The organism is Streptomyces nidicola, from assembly GCF_050106155.1.
Taxonomy (GTDB): domain Bacteria; phylum Actinomycetota; class Actinomycetes; order Streptomycetales; family Streptomycetaceae; genus Streptomyces.
In genome coordinates, this window is sequence record NZ_JBNBPI010000001.1 from 2,264,282 (window position 1) to 2,279,245 (window position 14,964).

General features: G+C 71.8%; 18 protein-coding genes. 3 read left to right on the forward strand and 15 right to left on the reverse strand.

The window, feature by feature from the left end:
• Nucleotides 1–10: 10 nt before the first annotated feature.
• Nucleotides 11–1,633: an ABC-F family ATP-binding cassette domain-containing protein gene (locus ACOKM3_RS10415; protein ID WP_426899167.1), complete on the reverse strand. Its 1,623-nt coding sequence runs from the start codon at nucleotides 1,631–1,633 to the stop codon at nucleotides 11–13.
• Between the two features lie 153 nt (nucleotides 1,634–1,786).
• Between ACOKM3_RS10415 and ACOKM3_RS10420 the strand changes: the two genes are divergently transcribed.
• Both ACOKM3_RS10420 and ACOKM3_RS10425 read left to right on the forward strand, forming a co-directional pair.
• Nucleotides 1,787–3,298: a bifunctional phosphatase PAP2/diacylglycerol kinase family protein gene (locus ACOKM3_RS10420; RefSeq protein ID WP_426899169.1), complete on the forward strand. Its 1,512-nt coding sequence runs from the start codon at nucleotides 1,787–1,789 to the stop codon at nucleotides 3,296–3,298.
• Nucleotides 3,299–3,429: 131 nt separating this feature from the next.
• Nucleotides 3,430–4,251 (forward strand): class I SAM-dependent methyltransferase, encoded by an 822-nt coding sequence (locus tag ACOKM3_RS10425; RefSeq protein ID WP_426899171.1) that lies wholly within the window; start codon nucleotides 3,430–3,432, stop codon nucleotides 4,249–4,251.
• A 30-nt stretch (nucleotides 4,252–4,281) separates the two neighbouring features.
• On the opposite strand, the gene ACOKM3_RS10430 is transcribed toward ACOKM3_RS10425, so the two are convergent.
• From ACOKM3_RS10430 to ACOKM3_RS10495, 14 genes are all read right to left on the reverse strand, one after another.
• Nucleotides 4,282–4,563 carry a gas vesicle protein K gene (locus ACOKM3_RS10430; protein WP_266715453.1) on the reverse strand — a complete coding sequence of 94 codons (282 nt, stop codon included), beginning with the start codon at nucleotides 4,561–4,563 and terminating at the stop codon, nucleotides 4,282–4,284.
• A complete protein-coding gene (locus tag ACOKM3_RS10435) occupies nucleotides 4,556–4,753 on the reverse strand; it encodes a gas vesicle protein (RefSeq protein WP_327672422.1) in 198 nt (65 codons plus the stop codon). The genes ACOKM3_RS10430 and ACOKM3_RS10435 overlap by 8 nt, the downstream gene beginning before the upstream one ends.
• A complete protein-coding gene (locus ACOKM3_RS10440) occupies nucleotides 4,750–5,532 on the reverse strand; it encodes a GvpL/GvpF family gas vesicle protein (protein ID WP_426899173.1) in 783 nt (260 codons plus the stop codon). The genes ACOKM3_RS10435 and ACOKM3_RS10440 overlap by 4 nt, the downstream gene beginning before the upstream one ends.
• Nucleotides 5,529–6,011: a gas vesicle protein gene (locus ACOKM3_RS10445; protein ID WP_426899175.1), complete on the reverse strand. Its 483-nt coding sequence runs from the start codon at nucleotides 6,009–6,011 to the stop codon at nucleotides 5,529–5,531. Before ACOKM3_RS10445 ends, ACOKM3_RS10440 begins: the two co-directional genes overlap by 4 nt.
• Nucleotides 6,008–7,156, reverse strand: a complete 1,149-nt coding sequence (locus ACOKM3_RS10450) for an SRPBCC family protein (RefSeq protein WP_426899177.1) — start codon at nucleotides 7,154–7,156, stop codon at nucleotides 6,008–6,010. The genes ACOKM3_RS10445 and ACOKM3_RS10450 overlap by 4 nt, the downstream gene beginning before the upstream one ends.
• A complete protein-coding gene (locus tag ACOKM3_RS10455) occupies nucleotides 7,149–7,910 on the reverse strand; it encodes a DNA primase (RefSeq protein ID WP_426899179.1) in 762 nt (253 codons plus the stop codon). The genes ACOKM3_RS10450 and ACOKM3_RS10455 overlap by 8 nt, the downstream gene beginning before the upstream one ends.
• Entirely contained in the window at nucleotides 7,907–8,131 is a 225-nt protein-coding gene (locus ACOKM3_RS10460; protein WP_426899181.1) for a gas vesicle protein GvpG, read from the reverse strand. The genes ACOKM3_RS10455 and ACOKM3_RS10460 overlap by 4 nt, the downstream gene beginning before the upstream one ends.
• Before the next feature lie 4 nt (nucleotides 8,132–8,135).
• Nucleotides 8,136–8,885 (reverse strand): GvpL/GvpF family gas vesicle protein, encoded by a 750-nt coding sequence (locus ACOKM3_RS10465; RefSeq protein ID WP_426899183.1) that lies wholly within the window; start codon nucleotides 8,883–8,885, stop codon nucleotides 8,136–8,138.
• Nucleotides 8,882–9,316, reverse strand: coding sequence for a gas vesicle structural protein GvpA (locus ACOKM3_RS10470; protein ID WP_426899185.1), 435 nt, complete (start codon nucleotides 9,314–9,316; stop codon nucleotides 8,882–8,884). The genes ACOKM3_RS10465 and ACOKM3_RS10470 overlap by 4 nt, the downstream gene beginning before the upstream one ends.
• An 83-nt stretch (nucleotides 9,317–9,399) precedes the next feature.
• The gene (locus ACOKM3_RS10475) at nucleotides 9,400–9,741 is read right to left on the reverse strand and encodes a gas vesicle protein GvpO (RefSeq protein WP_426899187.1); all 342 of its coding nucleotides are present in this window, start codon (nucleotides 9,739–9,741) and stop codon (nucleotides 9,400–9,402) included.
• Between the two features lie 44 nt (nucleotides 9,742–9,785).
• On the reverse strand, nucleotides 9,786–10,679 hold the full coding sequence (gene ligD, locus ACOKM3_RS10480) for a non-homologous end-joining DNA ligase (RefSeq protein WP_426899189.1): 894 nt from the start codon (nucleotides 10,677–10,679) through the stop codon (nucleotides 9,786–9,788).
• Nucleotides 10,680–10,773: 94 nt separating this feature from the next.
• The gene (locus tag ACOKM3_RS10485) at nucleotides 10,774–12,633 is read right to left on the reverse strand and encodes a transketolase (protein WP_426899191.1); all 1,860 of its coding nucleotides are present in this window, start codon (nucleotides 12,631–12,633) and stop codon (nucleotides 10,774–10,776) included.
• Nucleotides 12,630–14,072, reverse strand: a complete 1,443-nt coding sequence (locus tag ACOKM3_RS10490; RefSeq protein WP_426899193.1) for an NAD(P)/FAD-dependent oxidoreductase — start codon at nucleotides 14,070–14,072, stop codon at nucleotides 12,630–12,632. Before ACOKM3_RS10490 ends, ACOKM3_RS10485 begins: the two co-directional genes overlap by 4 nt.
• A 5-nt stretch (nucleotides 14,073–14,077) precedes the next feature.
• A complete protein-coding gene (locus tag ACOKM3_RS10495; protein WP_426899195.1) occupies nucleotides 14,078–14,434 on the reverse strand; it encodes a phage holin family protein in 357 nt (118 codons plus the stop codon).
• Between the two features lie 102 nt (nucleotides 14,435–14,536).
• On the opposite strand from ACOKM3_RS10495, the gene ACOKM3_RS10500 reads away from it, so the two are divergent.
• The gene (locus tag ACOKM3_RS10500; protein ID WP_426899197.1) at nucleotides 14,537–14,911 is read left to right on the forward strand and encodes a VOC family protein; all 375 of its coding nucleotides are present in this window, start codon (nucleotides 14,537–14,539) and stop codon (nucleotides 14,909–14,911) included.
• Nucleotides 14,912–14,964: the final 53 nt, after the last annotated feature.

A 14,964-nucleotide genomic window follows, 5' to 3' on the forward strand; every position in this document is an offset into this window, starting at 1 on the left:
GGCGCAACAGCTACCGGGTCCGCTCCACTCGGCGTTCGTCCCACACCGGGTCCTGCGTCTCCCGCACGTGGCCGTCCGAGCCGAAGACCAGGTAGCGGTCGAAGGCGCGGGCGAACCAGCGGTCGTGGGTGACCGCGAGGACCGTGCCGTCGAAGGACTCCAGGCCCTCCTGAAGCGCCTCCGCCGACTCCAGGTCGAGGTTGTCCGTGGGCTCGTCCAGCAGCAGCGCCGTCGCGCCCTCCAGCTCGAGCAGCAGGATCTGGAAGCGGGCCTGCTGGCCACCCGAAAGACGCTCGAACTTCTGCTCCGCCTGCGCCGTCAGCTCGTAGCGACGCAGCAGGGACATCGCCGCGCCCTTGTCCTTCGCGTGGTCGCGCCACAGGATGTCGAGGAGCGGCCGCCCCTGGAGCTCGGGGTGGGCGTGGGTCTGGGCGAAGTGCCCCGGCACCACCCGCGCGCCGAGCTTCCATGCTCCCGCGTGCCCCACGGACTCGTCGCCCGCGAGCAGCCGCAGGAAGTGCGACTTCCCCGAGCCGTTCGAACCGAGGACCGCGACCCGCTCGCCGTAGAAGACCTCGAGCGAGAAGGGCTTCATGAGGCCGGTCAGCTCAAGGTTCTCGCAGGTCACCGCCCGGATTCCGGTGCGGCCGCCCTTCAGGCGCATCGTGATGTCCTGCTCGCGCGGCGGCTCCGGCGGCGGGCCCGCCTCCTCGAACTTGCGCAGCCGCGTCTGCGCCGCCGCGTAGCGGGACGCCATTTCGTGGCTGACGGAAGCGGCCTGCCGCAGGTTGACCACGAGCTTCTTCAGCTGCGCGTGCTTCTCGTCCCAGCGGCGGCGCAGCTCCTCGAAGCGCGCGAACCGCTCGCGGCGCGCCTCGTGGTACGTCGAGAAACCGCCGCCGTGCACCCACGCGTCGGCCCCGCCGGGGCTCGGCTCGACGCTGACGATCTTCTCCGCCGAGCGGGCGAGCAGCTCCCGGTCGTGCGAGACGAACAGGACCGTCTTGCGGGTCTCGCGGAGCTTCTCCTCCAGCCAGCGCTTGCCGGGGACGTCCAGATAGTTGTCCGGCTCGTCGAGGAGAAGGACCTCGTCCGTGCCCCGGAGGAGGGCTTCGAGTACGAGGCGTTTTTGTTCACCGCCGGACAGTGTGCGCACCTCGCGGAACTGGGCCTTGTCGTACGGCACGCCCAGCGCCGCCGTCGTGCACATGTCCCAGAGGGTCTCCGCCTCGTAGCCCTGCGCCTCGGCCCAGTCGGAGAGGGCCTGCGCGTAGGTCATCTGCGCGGCCTCGTCGTCGACGGTCATGATCAGGTGCTCGGCCTCGTCGACCGCCTTCGCCGCCTCGCGGATGCGCGGCGAGGACACCGATACGAGGAGGTCGCGGACGGTCGTCTCGTCGCGGACAGAGCCCACGAACTGGCGCATCACGCCGAGGCCGCCGCCGACGGTGACCGAGCCGCCGTGCGGCCGCAGCTCGCCGGAGATCAGTCGCAGAAGAGTCGTCTTGCCCGCTCCGTTCGGCCCGACGAGCGCGACGACCGCGCCCTCGCCGACCCGGAACGAGACATCGCCGAGCAGCGCCCTCCCGTCGGGGAGGTAGTACTCAAGATGTGCCGCTTCCAGATGTCCCATGATCCCGCATTCTGGACGCCCGTGCGGGTGACGGGCAAACGAATTGGCCGGAGCGCACCGGATGCGGGCCCCTCGCCGGGGTACCTGTCACGCATGTCGCCCCTGAAGCCACTGAAGAAGCCGCTGAACTTGAAGTCACTGAATGTGCGGTCGATGAATTCGCTGAAGTCGTTCACCTCGGGTCCGATCCTCGATTCGACGCCGCCCGCGCCGCCGACGCTGCGCGCCCGGCTCGCCGCACTCGATCTGCGCGTCTTCGAGTTCGCCGCCGGAGCGCACTGGCCGGGCGCCGAGCGGATCCTGCCGCGCCTGAGCAGGTCCGCGAACCACGGTGTGCTGTGGTTCGCGGTCGGCGGGGCCCTCGCCGCGACCGGATCGCCGCGCGCCCGCCGGGCCGCCGTGCGCGGAGTGGCCTCTCTCGCGCTCGCCTCGGCCACCATCAACACCCTCGGGAAGCGTTCGGTGCGCCGGGCGCGCCCGGATCTCGACCCGGTGCCGCTGGTGCGCCGGCTGAAGCGGCAGCCGTTCACGACCTCGTTCCCTTCCGGGCACTCGGCCTCCGCCGCGGCCTTCGCGACGGGCGTGGCCCTGGAGTCCCGGGGCCTCGGCGCGCTCGTCGCCCCCGTGGCCTTCTCTGTGGCGGCTTCCCGGATCTACACCGGCGCGCACTTCCCCGCCGACGTCCTCGCGGGCGCGGCCCTCGGCGCGGGTGCGGCGTTCGCCGTACGCGGCCTGGTGCCGACGCGCGACCAGATGCCCGCGCCGGGCCGTCCCCTGGTGGACGACGTGCCGGCGCTGCCGGGCGGCGAGGGCCTGGTGATGATCGTGAACACCGGGGCGGGCACCCCGGAGCGCGTACGGGCCCTGCGGGACGCGCTGCCCCACGCCGAGTACATCGAGTGCGCGGGCGACGAACTCGAGCAACAGCTGGACAAGGCGGCGCCGCGCGCCCGCGCGCTCGGCATCTCGGGCGGCGACGGCTCCGTGAACACGGCCGCGCGCGTGGCGCTCCGGCACGATCTGCCGCTCGCGGTGCTGCCCGGCGGCACCCTCAACCACTTCGCGTACGACCTCGGCATCGAGGACACCGGCGATCTGGTGGGCGCCGTCGAGGGCGGACACGCGGTCGCCGTGGACGTGGGCCGCTTCCAGTCCGGGAACGGCTCCGGGATCTTCCTCAACACCCTCAGCCTGGGTGCCTATCCGGAGCTGGTGCGGGAGCGGGAGCGCTGGTCCGGGCGGGTCGGCGGGCGGCTCGCGGATGTCGTGGCGGCCATGTACGTGCTGCGCCGCGACCATCCGCTGAGCGTCGAACTGCACGGCAGGAAGCGGCCGTTGTGGCTGCTGTTCGCCGGGAACTGCACGTACCGGCGGATGGGCCTGACCGCGGGCCGGCGCGCGAACCTGGCCGACGGCCTGCTCGACGTGCGCACGGTGGACGGCGGCCGGCTGCCCGGCGTGCGGCTGCTCGCCGCGGCCCTCTCGGGGCCGCTGTCCCGCTCGCCGTTCCACACGGCGACCCGCCTGACGCGGCTGCGGGTGGACGGCGTGACACCCGGCACCCCGCTCGCCTTCGACGGTGAAGTCACCGAGTGCGGCGGGGAGTTGCGGGTGGACAAGGAGCACGAGGGGCTGCGCGTGTACCGCCCGCACTCGCTGCTCTGACCCGATCCCACCATCCACCACCGTCCACTATTCAAGACGGGTATCTCACAATGCGGCTCGCGGGCGTACGGTGATCGAACCGTCGGGGGCAGGCGTCCCCGGCAGTCCGCCGTACGCGAAGGGACCGAGTCATGCCGCAGGAGACCGCCGTATACACCCACGGACACCACGAGTCCGTGCTCCGCTCGCACACCTGGCGCACCGCCGCCAACTCGGCGGCCTACCTGCTCGACTCGCTCAAGCCGCACATGAAGATCCTGGACATCGGCTGCGGCCCCGGCACCATCACCGCCGACCTGGCCGAACTGGTCCCCGACGGGCATGTCACCGGCGCCGACCACGCCGAGGGCATCCTGGACCAGGCGCGCGCCACGGCCGCCGAACGGGGCCTGACCAACGTCGACTTCACGACGGCGGACGTGCACGCGCTCGACTGGCCGGACGACACGTTCTGCGTCGTGCACGCGCACCAGGTGCTGCAGCACGTGGGCGACCCGGTGCAGGCGCTGCGCGAGATGCGCCGGGTGACGAAGCCGGGCGGGATCATCGCCGTACGGGAGTCCGACTACGCGGCGTTCTCCTGGTTCCCGCGGCTGCCCGCCATGGACGACTGGCTGGACCTGTACGAGCGGGTCACGCGCGCCAACGGCGGCGAGCCGGACGCCGGGCGGTTCCTGAAGTCATGGGCCCTGAAGGCCGGTTTCGCCCAGGAGGACCTGACGTGTTCCGCCGGCAACTGGTGCTATTCGACGCCCGAGGAGATCGCCTGGTGGAGCGGGCTGTGGGCGGACCGCACGCTGGCCTCCGCGTACGCCGATCGGGCGACGGGCGGCGGGCACGCGACGCCGGAGCAGCTGACGGCCGTGTCGCAGGCGTGGCGCGAGTGGGGCACGCACGAGGACGCGTGGTTCGGCGTGCTGCACGGGGAGATCCTCTGCCGTAAGCCCCGCTGATGCCGCAAGCCCCGCTGACCGTAAGGCAGTTCAGCTGCGGGGCAGCAGCGGGCCCAGCGGTCCGAGGTCGATGTTCAGGTCCTCGGGCCGCAGCCCGTAGCGCTCCCGCAGCTGCTCCATGCGGTCCTCCAGGAGCATCAGGGTGAGTCCGACCCGCTCCTCCTGGTCCTCCGTCAGATCGCCGAGGTCGAAGCGGCGGACCGCCTGCCGCTCCATGAGCTGGCGCAGCAGCTCGACGAGGGTGAGGACGAGCTTCATCAGGTCGCGCTCGACCGTGTCGGGTTCGAGTTCGATGCGGCGGCGTTCACTCACCGTTCATCACCTCCGGCCAGGGCGAGGGCACTTGCTCGTTCACCGAGCTGATCAGGGCGTTGAGGTCGATGCGCACCAGGTCGACATCGGCGATGCGCAGGGTGACGTCGCCCGCGAGGACGACGCCGCCCGCGAGCAGCCGGTCGAGGAGGTCGACCAGGGCGATCTCGCGCCGTTCGACGACCGTCACGTCCGCCCCTCCTCCTCGTCGTCGGCCGTGAACGAGTAGCCCGCCCAGGGCCCGGTCAGCTCGACCCTCAGATCCGGCTCGCGGTCCTTCGTCGCGTCGACGCGCTCCACGAACTCCTCCGCGTCCGAACGCTCCACGAGATATGCCGCGTTGAGCACGTTCCTGCCGCTGGCGCGGGAGAGTTCCGGGTTCTGCGGCGGGTGCACACGGGTGTGCGCGGCGTACCGGGACAGCTCGTCGTGCAGCTCCTGCGCGAAGCCTTCGGCGCGCCGCCAGGTGTCGTCGCGCGCGGTGCGCTCGGCGCGGCGGCGGCGCAGGTAGTCACGGCCGGAGGTGGCCGGCCCAGCGGCGGGCGCGGGGGCCTCGGGCTCCTCGACGTACACCTTCACGCCCCACTCGACGCGCCCCGCGAGGCGGTCGAGGCCCGCGCGGAAGCGCTCCTCCTCCTGCTCCAGCATGAGGCGTACGCCGCTGTCGTCGTGGAAGACGGTGGCGAGACGCATCGGGAGCGGGCTGGTGACCGTGGTGAGCGCGGCGATCACGTTCTGGTGGGCGCGGGCCGTCTCGGTGAGCCAGTCCAGGTCCTCCAGGTGGGCGCGGAGCGGCTCCTCGGCGAAGTCCCGCTCGGGTACGGAGCCGACGACCGCGACGAGGCCCTGGTGCTCCAGCTGCCGGGGCGGGGCGCCCGCGACGCCGGTGAGTTCGGCCTGGAGCGGGGCGCCGAGCGGATCGCACACGGCGTACACGTAGCGCAGTTCGCGCGGTTCGTCGGTGGTCACGCGGTCCCCCTCTCGTTGCGCCTCTCGGTACGCGTACGGCTCTCGGTACGCCGCTCGCCGCGGCTCTCCGCGCGGCTCTCCCTGCGCCGCTCGCCGCGCCTCTCCTCACGCCTTTCGTCACGTGTCTCGGCGCGCGCGCCGTCACGCCTCTCGTCGCGCGCCTCGATCTGCGGGCTCCCCTCGTCGAGTTCGGCCAGCCGTTGCTTCAACTCGGCGTTCTCCCTGGCGAGTTCCTTGCGACGGGCACCCGAGGAGAGGGCGGGGTCGTCCTCCCACCAGTCGATGCCCATCTCCTTGGCCTTGTCGATCGAGGCGACGATGAGACGCAGTTTGATGGTGAGCAGTTCGATGTCGAGCAGGTTGATGCGGATGTCGCCCGCGATCACGATGCCCTTGTCGAGGACGCGTTCGAGGATGTCGGCGAGGTTGGCCCCGCCGCCACCCCCGAACGGCTCCGGATGTCGGCTCGCCGTCGTCATCGGCGGGCCCCGGATCCGGCCCGCTGACGCTGCCGGGCCGGCGGCTCGGGCTCGTCATCGGGCTCGTCGTACTCCTCGGCCTCGTCCTCCTCGACCTCGCGCCCCTCGGGTTCGGAGTACTCGGGCTCGGAGTCCTCGGGCTCGGAGTCCTCGGGCTCGGGTTCGGAGTCCTCGTCGTCGTACTCGTCGGAGCGGTACTCGTCGGAGCCGTACTCTTCGGTCCGTTCCGATCCTTCGGAGTCGGTGTCCTCGGAGTCGTACTCGTCCGAGGGTTTGCCGGCCTCCTGCTCCTCCTCCTGGGCGAGCGCGTCCTCATGGGTGACGACGACCTCGCCGTCCTGGATCTCGCCGCGCCATCCGTCGCTCGCCTCGCCGCGCAGCGTCACGAACCGCGCGAAGTGCTTGAGGTCGAGGCGGGCCCGGCGGCCCTGGGCGCGCCAGATGTTCCCGGTCTTCTCGAACAGGCCCTTCGGGTAGTACTCGATGATCAGCAGCACCCGGGTGAGCCGGTCGGCCAGCGGGTGGAAGGTGACGACACCCTTCGACGTGCCCTTGGCGCCCTCCGACGTCCACTGGATCCGGTCGTCCGGCACCTGTTCGGTGGTGGTGGCCTTCCAACTCCGGTTGGACCAGAAGATCTTGAGCTGCCAGTCCGACGTGGTGTCATCGGCCCGGTTCGCGTTCTTGACGCCCTTCGCGAACGTGCTGAACTCCTGGTACTGCGTCCACTGGTCGTAGGCGGTGCGCAGATCGACGCCCACGTCGATGAACTCCATGATGACGGTGGGCTTCTTGCCCGCGCCACCCTTGCTCTTCCCCTTGCCGCCCGCGAGCCCCTTGAAGGCGTTCTTCACGTTGTCCTTCAGGCGTCCGGCGCCGAGTTCCACGGCGCTGCGCACGGGGCCCTTGCCCTCGGCGAGCTTGCGGCCGCCGTCGAGCGCCAGCTTGGCGAAGCCGGGGCTGTTCCCCTCGGCGATGTCATTGAGCTTGACCGTCGTCGCGCCGAGTGAGCGGCCCGCGCCCATCAGCAGCCGCTGGGCCTGCGCGGCGAGGTACTCCTGGAGTTCGGACTTGAGGTGGTCGGCGGCAGGGCTCTGGGCGAGCCCGCCGATCGCCCCCGTGCCGGCTTTGTTGTTGTCAGCCACGGCTCCGGCCTCCCTTCGCGGCGCCGGACGCGGCGCGCCCGGACTTGGCGGCGGTGGAGCGGGCGCCGCTCGTCGCCTTCCCGGCGGCGCTCTTCTTCTTGGCGGGCGCCTTGCCGGAGCCCCGCTCCGTGGCGGCCCGCTTCTGCCCGCCGGAACCGCCGGAGCCGCCCGAACCGCCGGCCCGGGTGGAACTCCGTCGACGGCGGCCGTCACCGCTGTCGTTCCGGTTCTCGTCCTCGGAACCGGCCTCGTCCCTGTCCTCGGCCTCGTCGTACGAGGCGTCGTCCCGGTCCTTGTCCTCGTCGTACGAGGACTCTTCCGGGTACGCGTCGTCGTACGACTCGTCGTCGGCCGCCTCGTCGTCCCCGCGGCGGGCGCCCGGCACGATCCCGGTGGCCTTCCGGCCGGCGTCCCGCACGTCGTCCACGTCGGGGGCGACGCCCGAGATCTGGTCGCGGACACCCTGCGTACGGCTGTGCAGCCGTCCCGCGAGGCCCTCGATCTGGCGCTCGACGAGCGCGCCCGAGGCCGCCTTGCCGACTCCGCGCAGATCCTCGCGGAGCTGGTCGCCGATCTCCTTGAACTGCGGGTTGTTCTCCAGCTGCGTGGTCACCATCTCGGCGAGCGCACGCGGGCTCAGGTTCATCCGCTTGCCCGCGACCATCGTGCCGACGGCGATCGCCAGCTTCATCTTCTTCGTACGTCCCAAGACGTAACCGGCCCCTATCGCGAGGCCGAGCGCTGTTCGGTTCACGGTCCCTCCAGACGGTCGAGGAGCTCGTCCTCGACGCGGTCGAACGTTTCCTGGTCGATCTCGCCGGCCACCAACTGCTCTTCCAGGCGGGCGAGTTCGGCCCGTACGGCCGCCGGGTCGTAGTACTGCCGCTCGGCTTCGGCGAGCACCTGCTCCATGGCCCACAGGGACCCGCGCACCGGAGCGAGCGGCAGCAGCAGCACCTCCGAGATCAGGCCCATGGGCTCACTCCGTGGCGGCGGGCTCCGAAGGGCCCGGATCGACGAAGCTGTACGGGGGCAGCGGTCCGTGGACCGTGATGTCGAGGTGGGAGTGGCCGCGCCGGACGTCCTCGACCGCGGCGAGGAAGTGCTCGGCCGCCTTCTTGTCGACGAGGAACGAGATGTTGGCCAGCCAGCCCGTGCTCTCGGGCCCCGTCGACACCGCGGCGGCCGCGGGTTCCAGCAGCCGCTGGAGTTCGACGGCGTCCTCGGCCTCGCGCGCCTGCACGGCGGACACGACCATCTCGCCGAGCCGCAGCCGGTCCTCGTAACTGCCGCCGCCCGCCTTCCTGTTGGCCTCGGTCAGGGAGCGCAGATCGGGGTTGTCGACCATCACCTGGTGCAGCACGGCTTCCTCGTCGTGCTGTGCCTTGACGTTGTACTCGGCCTTGCCTTCGAGCGCCCGCAGCCGCTCCAGGTAGTGGTCGGCGCGCTCGGCGAGCACCGCCGTCACCGACTCCTCGTCGGGTGCGAGGGAGCCGAACCGCATCGGCAGCACCGGTCCCCCGGCGCCCGCCTCGGAGAGCACGCTCTGGTGGGCGAGCAGGTCGCGGCGCTTGGGCCGCAGATTGTCCGGGGACTCGCTGACGAGGGCGGCGAGCGGCCCCTCCTTCACGACGCGCACTTCACGGGCCGGCTCACCGATGCCGCCCATGCCGGCGGGCAGCGAGGGGTGTTCGGTGCTCGCGATGCCGTAGATGTATGTGCTGCTCACTCCTGCTCCTCCTTCCGGCGGCTCGTCGACGGCCTGCGACCGCCGGAACCGGATCGCCTCGGCTCCGCCTGCCCCTCGTCACGGGCCTGGTTGAAGGCGTCGGAGAGGGTCTGCGCGGCGCCGGAGAGCGCGCCCTTGGACTTGCCGCGCGCGCCGGACTCGGTGATCTCGCCGACGAGGTCGGGCAGTCCGGGACTGCTCTTCGGGCCGGCCTCCAGGTCGAGCCTGTTGCAGGCCTCGGCGAAGCGGAGATAGGTGTCGACGCTGGCGATGACGACCCTGACGTCGATCTTCAGGATCTCGATGCCGACCAGCGAGACACGGACGAACGCGTCGATGACGATCCCGCGGTCCAGGACGAGTTCGAGTACGTCGTACAGGCCGCTGGTGCCACCACCGCCGCCTGACTGTTGTGCGGGGACAACGGTCATGAAGGCCGGTCCTCCTTGTCTGTGTAGGTCTGTGTAGCGCGCAGCGTGCAGTTGCGCGGTCGGTCGAGGCGGGGCGCGGCGGCCTACTGACCGTGTGCCGACTCGGAGCGTCCCCGCTCGTAGCGGCGGATGCGCCGGTAGCCGGTCAGGACGCCGTACGGGTCCAGGCTCACCTGGTAGCTCGCCAGCAGGCTCATGGTGTCGGGGACCCGGGCCATTTCGAGCACCTCGATCTCCAACTCCCAGCCGTCCTCGGTGCGTTCGAAGGACGACACCGTCTCGGCCGCCATCCCGGTGAGCTCCGCCAGCTGGGCGCGCGCCTCGCGCAGCACCTCCATGGGGCCCGGGGCGCCGTCCGCCTCGGTGGTCACGTCGTCGTCGGGCTCACGCTCCGACGACGCTTGCGTCTTCTTTGTGTTTGTCATGGCAGCCTCGGTCACCGGGTCTCCACAACCTCCCGGAGCAAACCTCAACTGCCCTGCCGTGAGCGGAGTTTGCTCCAGGCCGGGCCGAGCGATCGGCCCCTGCCGAGCAGGCCCTTCCACGGGTCGGTGCGGGCCTGTTCGACCGCGTTCTCGATGGTCCAGTGCCGGGCCCCGACCGCGGGCGCGCCGAGCTGTCGCCACGTCAGGGGTGTCGCCACGGGGGCGCCCGGCCTGGCGCGCACCGAGTACGGCGCGACAGCCGTCTGCGCGTAGCCGTTGCGCAGCACGTCGACGAAGAGGCGGTCGCCGCGGTCCTTCTTGCGCGGGGCCGTGGTGAGCGCGTCGGGGTGTTCGTCGGCGAGTGCGTCGGCGACCTGCCGCGCGAAGTCCCGGACCTCGTCGAAGTCCTGGCTCCTGTCGAGGGGTACGACGACGTGGACGCCGCGGGAGCCGGTGGTCATGGGGGCGCTGGGCAGGCCCAAGTCGTCAAGCAGTGCGTGCAGTTGGCGGGCCGCCTCGCGCACCGCCTCGAAGTCGTCCCCGTCCCCGGACGGGTCGAGGTCGAAGACCAGCCGGTCGGGGTGGTCGATGTCGTCGGCGCGCGACAGCCAGCGGTGCAGGGTGAGGGCGGCCTGGTCGACGAGGAAGATCAGGGTGGCCGTGTCGTCGCACACGGTGTGCGTGACCGTGCCGCCCTCCTTGGGCACCTCCGTGCGGTGGATCCAGTCCGGGTAGTGGTCCGGGGTGTCCTTCTGCATGAACCGGGGGCCCTCGAGGCCGTCGGGGTGACGTTCGAGCATGAGTGGACGGTCGCGCAGGTGCGGCAGCATGAACGGGGCGACGCCCCGGTAGTACTCGGCGAGATCCTTCTTGGTGATTCCCTCGGGCAGCAATACCTTGTCGGGCCGCTGAACTTCCACGTCACGGTGGTCCGTCATCGGGATGCCTCCTTACTGAACCGCAGCCTTCAAGCCCCGCCGGCGTTTGAGGCGCGGGGTCCGGGGCAGAGCCCCGCGACCGCAACCCCGAGGTTCATGACGTCACGGCGTGCTCAACCAACAAGCCGACCGCCGCCACAATCCCCGCCGCATCGATCCCCGCCGCCGCCAACTCCTCCCCCGGCGTCGCAGACCCCGGCATCGAACGGACCCCCAACCGCACGAACCGCGGAGCCGGCTCCCCGTCGGAGAACGCCTCCGCCACCGCGTCCCCGATGCCACCCTGCTCCCGGTGGTCCTCCACCGTCAGCAGACACCCGGTGGCCCGCGCCGCCTCCCGCAACGTGCGCCGGTCGACCGGCTTCACCGAGTACAGGTCGATCACGCGGACCGGAATGCCCGCCGCGGCCAGCTCGTCCGCCGCCTTCAGCGCCTCATGGACCGTGACACCCGCCGCGACGACCGTCACCCGGTCGCTGTCCCCGGAGCGCAGCACCTTGCTGCCGCCCACCGGGAACTCCTCGTGCGGCGGATAGATCACCGGCGCCGCGCCCCGCGACGTACGCAGGTAGCGGATCCCGGTCAAGTCGGCCATGTTGGCGACCAGTTGGGCCGTCTGGTTGGCGTCACAGGGGTAGAGGACGGTCGTGTCGTGGATCGCGCGGAACATCGCCAGGTCCTCGAGACCCATCTGGGACGGGCCGTCCTGCCCGATCGCGACGCCCGCGTGCGAGCCGACGAGGTTGATGTCCGCCCCGCTGATGGACGCCATGCGGATGAAGTCGTGCGCGCGGGTGAGGAACGCCGCGAAGGTGCCCGCGTACGGCAGCCACCCACGGGCGCTCACCCCCACGCTCGTGGCGACGAGTTGCTGCTCGGCGATGTAGCACTCGCCGTACCGCTCGGGGTGTTCCTTCGCGAACATCTCCGTCCGCGTGGAGTCGCCGACCTCGCCGTCGAGCGCGACGACGTCGCCGCGCGCGGAACCGAGGGCGGTGAGCGCCTGACCGTAGGCGTCACGGGTGGCGACCTCGTCGCCGACGTCGAAGCGCGGCAGGTCGAGGCGCCCGCTGCGCACCGCGTGCAGGGTGCGCGCGGCGGGCGGCGCCTGCACCGACACGCGTACGCCGCGGTCGCCGCCGAGCTCCTCGATGGCCTCCGCGGCGTCCGGCAGCGGCTTGCCGTGCGCGCCCTCGCGGTCCTCCACCGCCGCGACGCCCTTGCCCTTGAGGGTGCGGGCGAGGATCGCCGTGGGCCGCCCGATGGTCGACGCGGCCTCCGCGTACGCGCGGTCGATCTCCGTCACGTCGTGCCCGTCGATGACGATGGTGTGCCAGTCGAAGGCCTTGAAGCGGCGGGCGTAGGCGTCGAGATCGTGGCCGTGCCGGGTGGGTCCGCGCTGGCCGAGCCGGTTGACGTCGACGATCGCGGTGAGGTTGTCGAGCTGCTCGAACCCGGCGTACTCGGCGGCCTCCCACACCGAGCCCTCCGCCATCTCGCTGTCGCCGCACAGGACGTACACCTGGTAGCCGACCCGGTCGAGCCGCTTGCCCGACCAGGCGATGCCGGCCGCGACCGGGAGCCCCTGGCCGAGCGATCCGGTGGCCGTCTCGACCCACGGCAGGCTCCGCGGCGTCGGATGCCCGTCCAGCCGGCTGCCCTGCTTGCGGAAGGTGAGCAGCTCGGTGTCGTTGATGGCGCCGGCCGCCTTGTACGCCGAGTAGAGGAGCGGCGAGGCATGCCCCTTGGAAAGGACGAAGCGGTCGTTGCCGGGGTGGGCGGGGCGGTCGAAGTCGTAGCGGAAGTGCCGGCCGAGGAGGACGGCCATCAGGTCGGCGGCGGACATCGATGAAGTGGGGTGCCCGGAGCCCGCGGCGTCGGCCGCGCGGACCGAGTCGACCCTCAACTGCTGCCCGAGGGCCCGAAGTTCGGCGTCGCTGTACGTGGTGGTCACGAGGCACCTCCATGGTCGTGCTTGTCTCCCTGGCCCGTCCGGACATGGTCGGACGGGCCGGTCTTTTCCTTGTCGCGGCTGTCGTCGCGGCTGTCGTCGCGGCTGTCGTCGCCGCTGCTTTCGTCGTCGCCGCTGTCGTCGGGTACGCGGGCCAGCTCCGGCGAGGCCGTGTCGAGCGGCACGGACCATGAGCGGACGAGGCCCAACTGGACGGCCTGGCGCGGCAGTACGGAGTCGAGCAGCCAGTCCGCCGCGACCCGCACCCGGTTCCCGGGCATCGCGGCCAGGTGGTAGCCGCGGGTGACGGCGCCCGCGAGCGGACCGGACAGCGGGACGCCGAGCGGGTTCGCCGCGGCCTGCACACCGCCGAGGTCGACGGTGAAGCCGAGGTCCTTGTGCCGGTACTCGCGGCGCTCCCCCTTGCCGAGGGACGCGGCGACGTTCAGACCCGCGACGCGCCCCTGCCGCCACGCGTGCTGCGCGGTCATCGGCGTGTACTCGCCCGGCTTCTCCAGGTCGGGCACCGCGGCCGCGTCGCCGCACGCGAACACCTCGGGGTGGCCCGGCACGTTCAGATACGGGTCGACGAGCAGCCGCCCGCGTTCGAGGGGCCGCCCGAGTTCGGCGACGAGCGGATCGGGGCGGACGCCGACGCACCACGCGAGCGTACGGGTGTCGACGAACTCGCCGTCGTCCAGCAGGACTCCGTCCTTCGTGGCCTCCTTCACGGACGTCTTGGTCCGTATCTCGACGCCGCGCCGGCGCAGCACGTTGTCGGCGGTCCGCGAGAGATACTGATCGAGCTCCGGCAGGACGCGCGGCGCGATGTCGAGCAGCATCCAGCGCGGGCGGATCCCGTGGCGCAGCGGCTGCTTCTTCACCAGCGCGTCGGTCAACAGCTGTCCCTGCGCGGCGACTTCGGTTCCGGTGTAGCCGGCGCCGACCACGACGAAGGTGCAGCGGGCACGGCACTCCTCCGGGCTGTCCGCGGCCGCGGCGAGCTCGATCTGCCGGGTCACGTGGTCCCGCAGGTACAGCGCCTCCGGCATGCCCCGGAAGCCGTGCGCGTGCTCGGCGACGCCCGGCACCGGCAACAGTTTGTTCACGCTGCCGACGGCCAGGACGAGGCGGTCGTACTCCAGGGTGCCGCGCTTGCCCTCCGGGTCGGTGTACGAGACGACGTGCTCGTCGAGGTCCACGCCGTCGGCCTCACCGAGCACGAGCCGCGCGTGCGGCAGCGTCCCGGACAGCGACACGGTCACGCGTCGCGGCTCGAGCGCGCCCGCGGCCACCTGCGGCAGCAGGGGGAGGTAGAGAAAGTAGTCGGTGGGGTTGAGCAGGGTGACGTCGGCCGTGTCGCGGGCCACCCGCGTCAGCATGCGGGCGGCCCGGTATCCGGCGAATCCGGCACCGACGACAACGACTCGGGATCGGCTCACGGTGCTCACTCTCCCGGCGTCGGCGGTGTGGTCGGCACCGGCGGCGCGGTGGGCGCCGCGGGCCGTCCGGGCCGTGCCGCGCCGCGCAGCACGTACGCCGCGACGCCGAGCACCACGGCGACCACCAGGGCCGCACCCCAGTCCGGCATGCCGAGGGCAAGGACGAGCCCGAGGGCGAGCGCCACGGCCGCCCCCGCGTACAGCGCGGCGGCGCCTGCTCCCGCGTACAGGATGGCCCGGCGGCGCTGCGCCCGCACGCTCGCGGTGAACTCCTCGCGCAGCGTCTCGCGCACGGCGTGCGTGACCCGTCCGGCCAGCTCGTCGGCCAGCTGCTCGTTGATGTGTTCGCCCATGCGTTCCATGCGCGCCGGGTACCCGTGCCCCGCGCCGAGTAACGACGGCCGTCGCGCCCGCTTCCGCGAAACGATCACGCGCGCCCGGCCCGTCCGACTAGGCTCCTCCCCATGGAAATCCTGGGAACCACGCTGCGCATCTGCGTCGAGGACCTGGAGTCCTCGGTCGCGTTCTACGAGAACCTCACCGGCAGCGAAGCACTGCGGTTCGAGCGCGGCGGGGTCTCCGTGGCCGCGGTCGGCTGCTTCCTCCTGATGAGCGGCCCCAAGGCGGAGATCGACGTGCTGCGCAAGGTCGCGGCGACGATCGCGGTCGCCGATGTCGAGCAGGCAGGCACCCTGCTCACCGCCTCCGGCGCCAAGGTCATCGCGGGTCCGGTGCCGAGCCCGGCGGGCCGCAATCTGATCGCGATGCACCCCGACGGCTCGGTCTTCGAGTACGTGGACCGTCAGGTGCAGCCCGAAGGATCCGCCGCCCAGGGCTGACCGGCGGCGCGGCACGTATCCTCGCCCGGGGCACGACGGGCGAAGGACGGTGC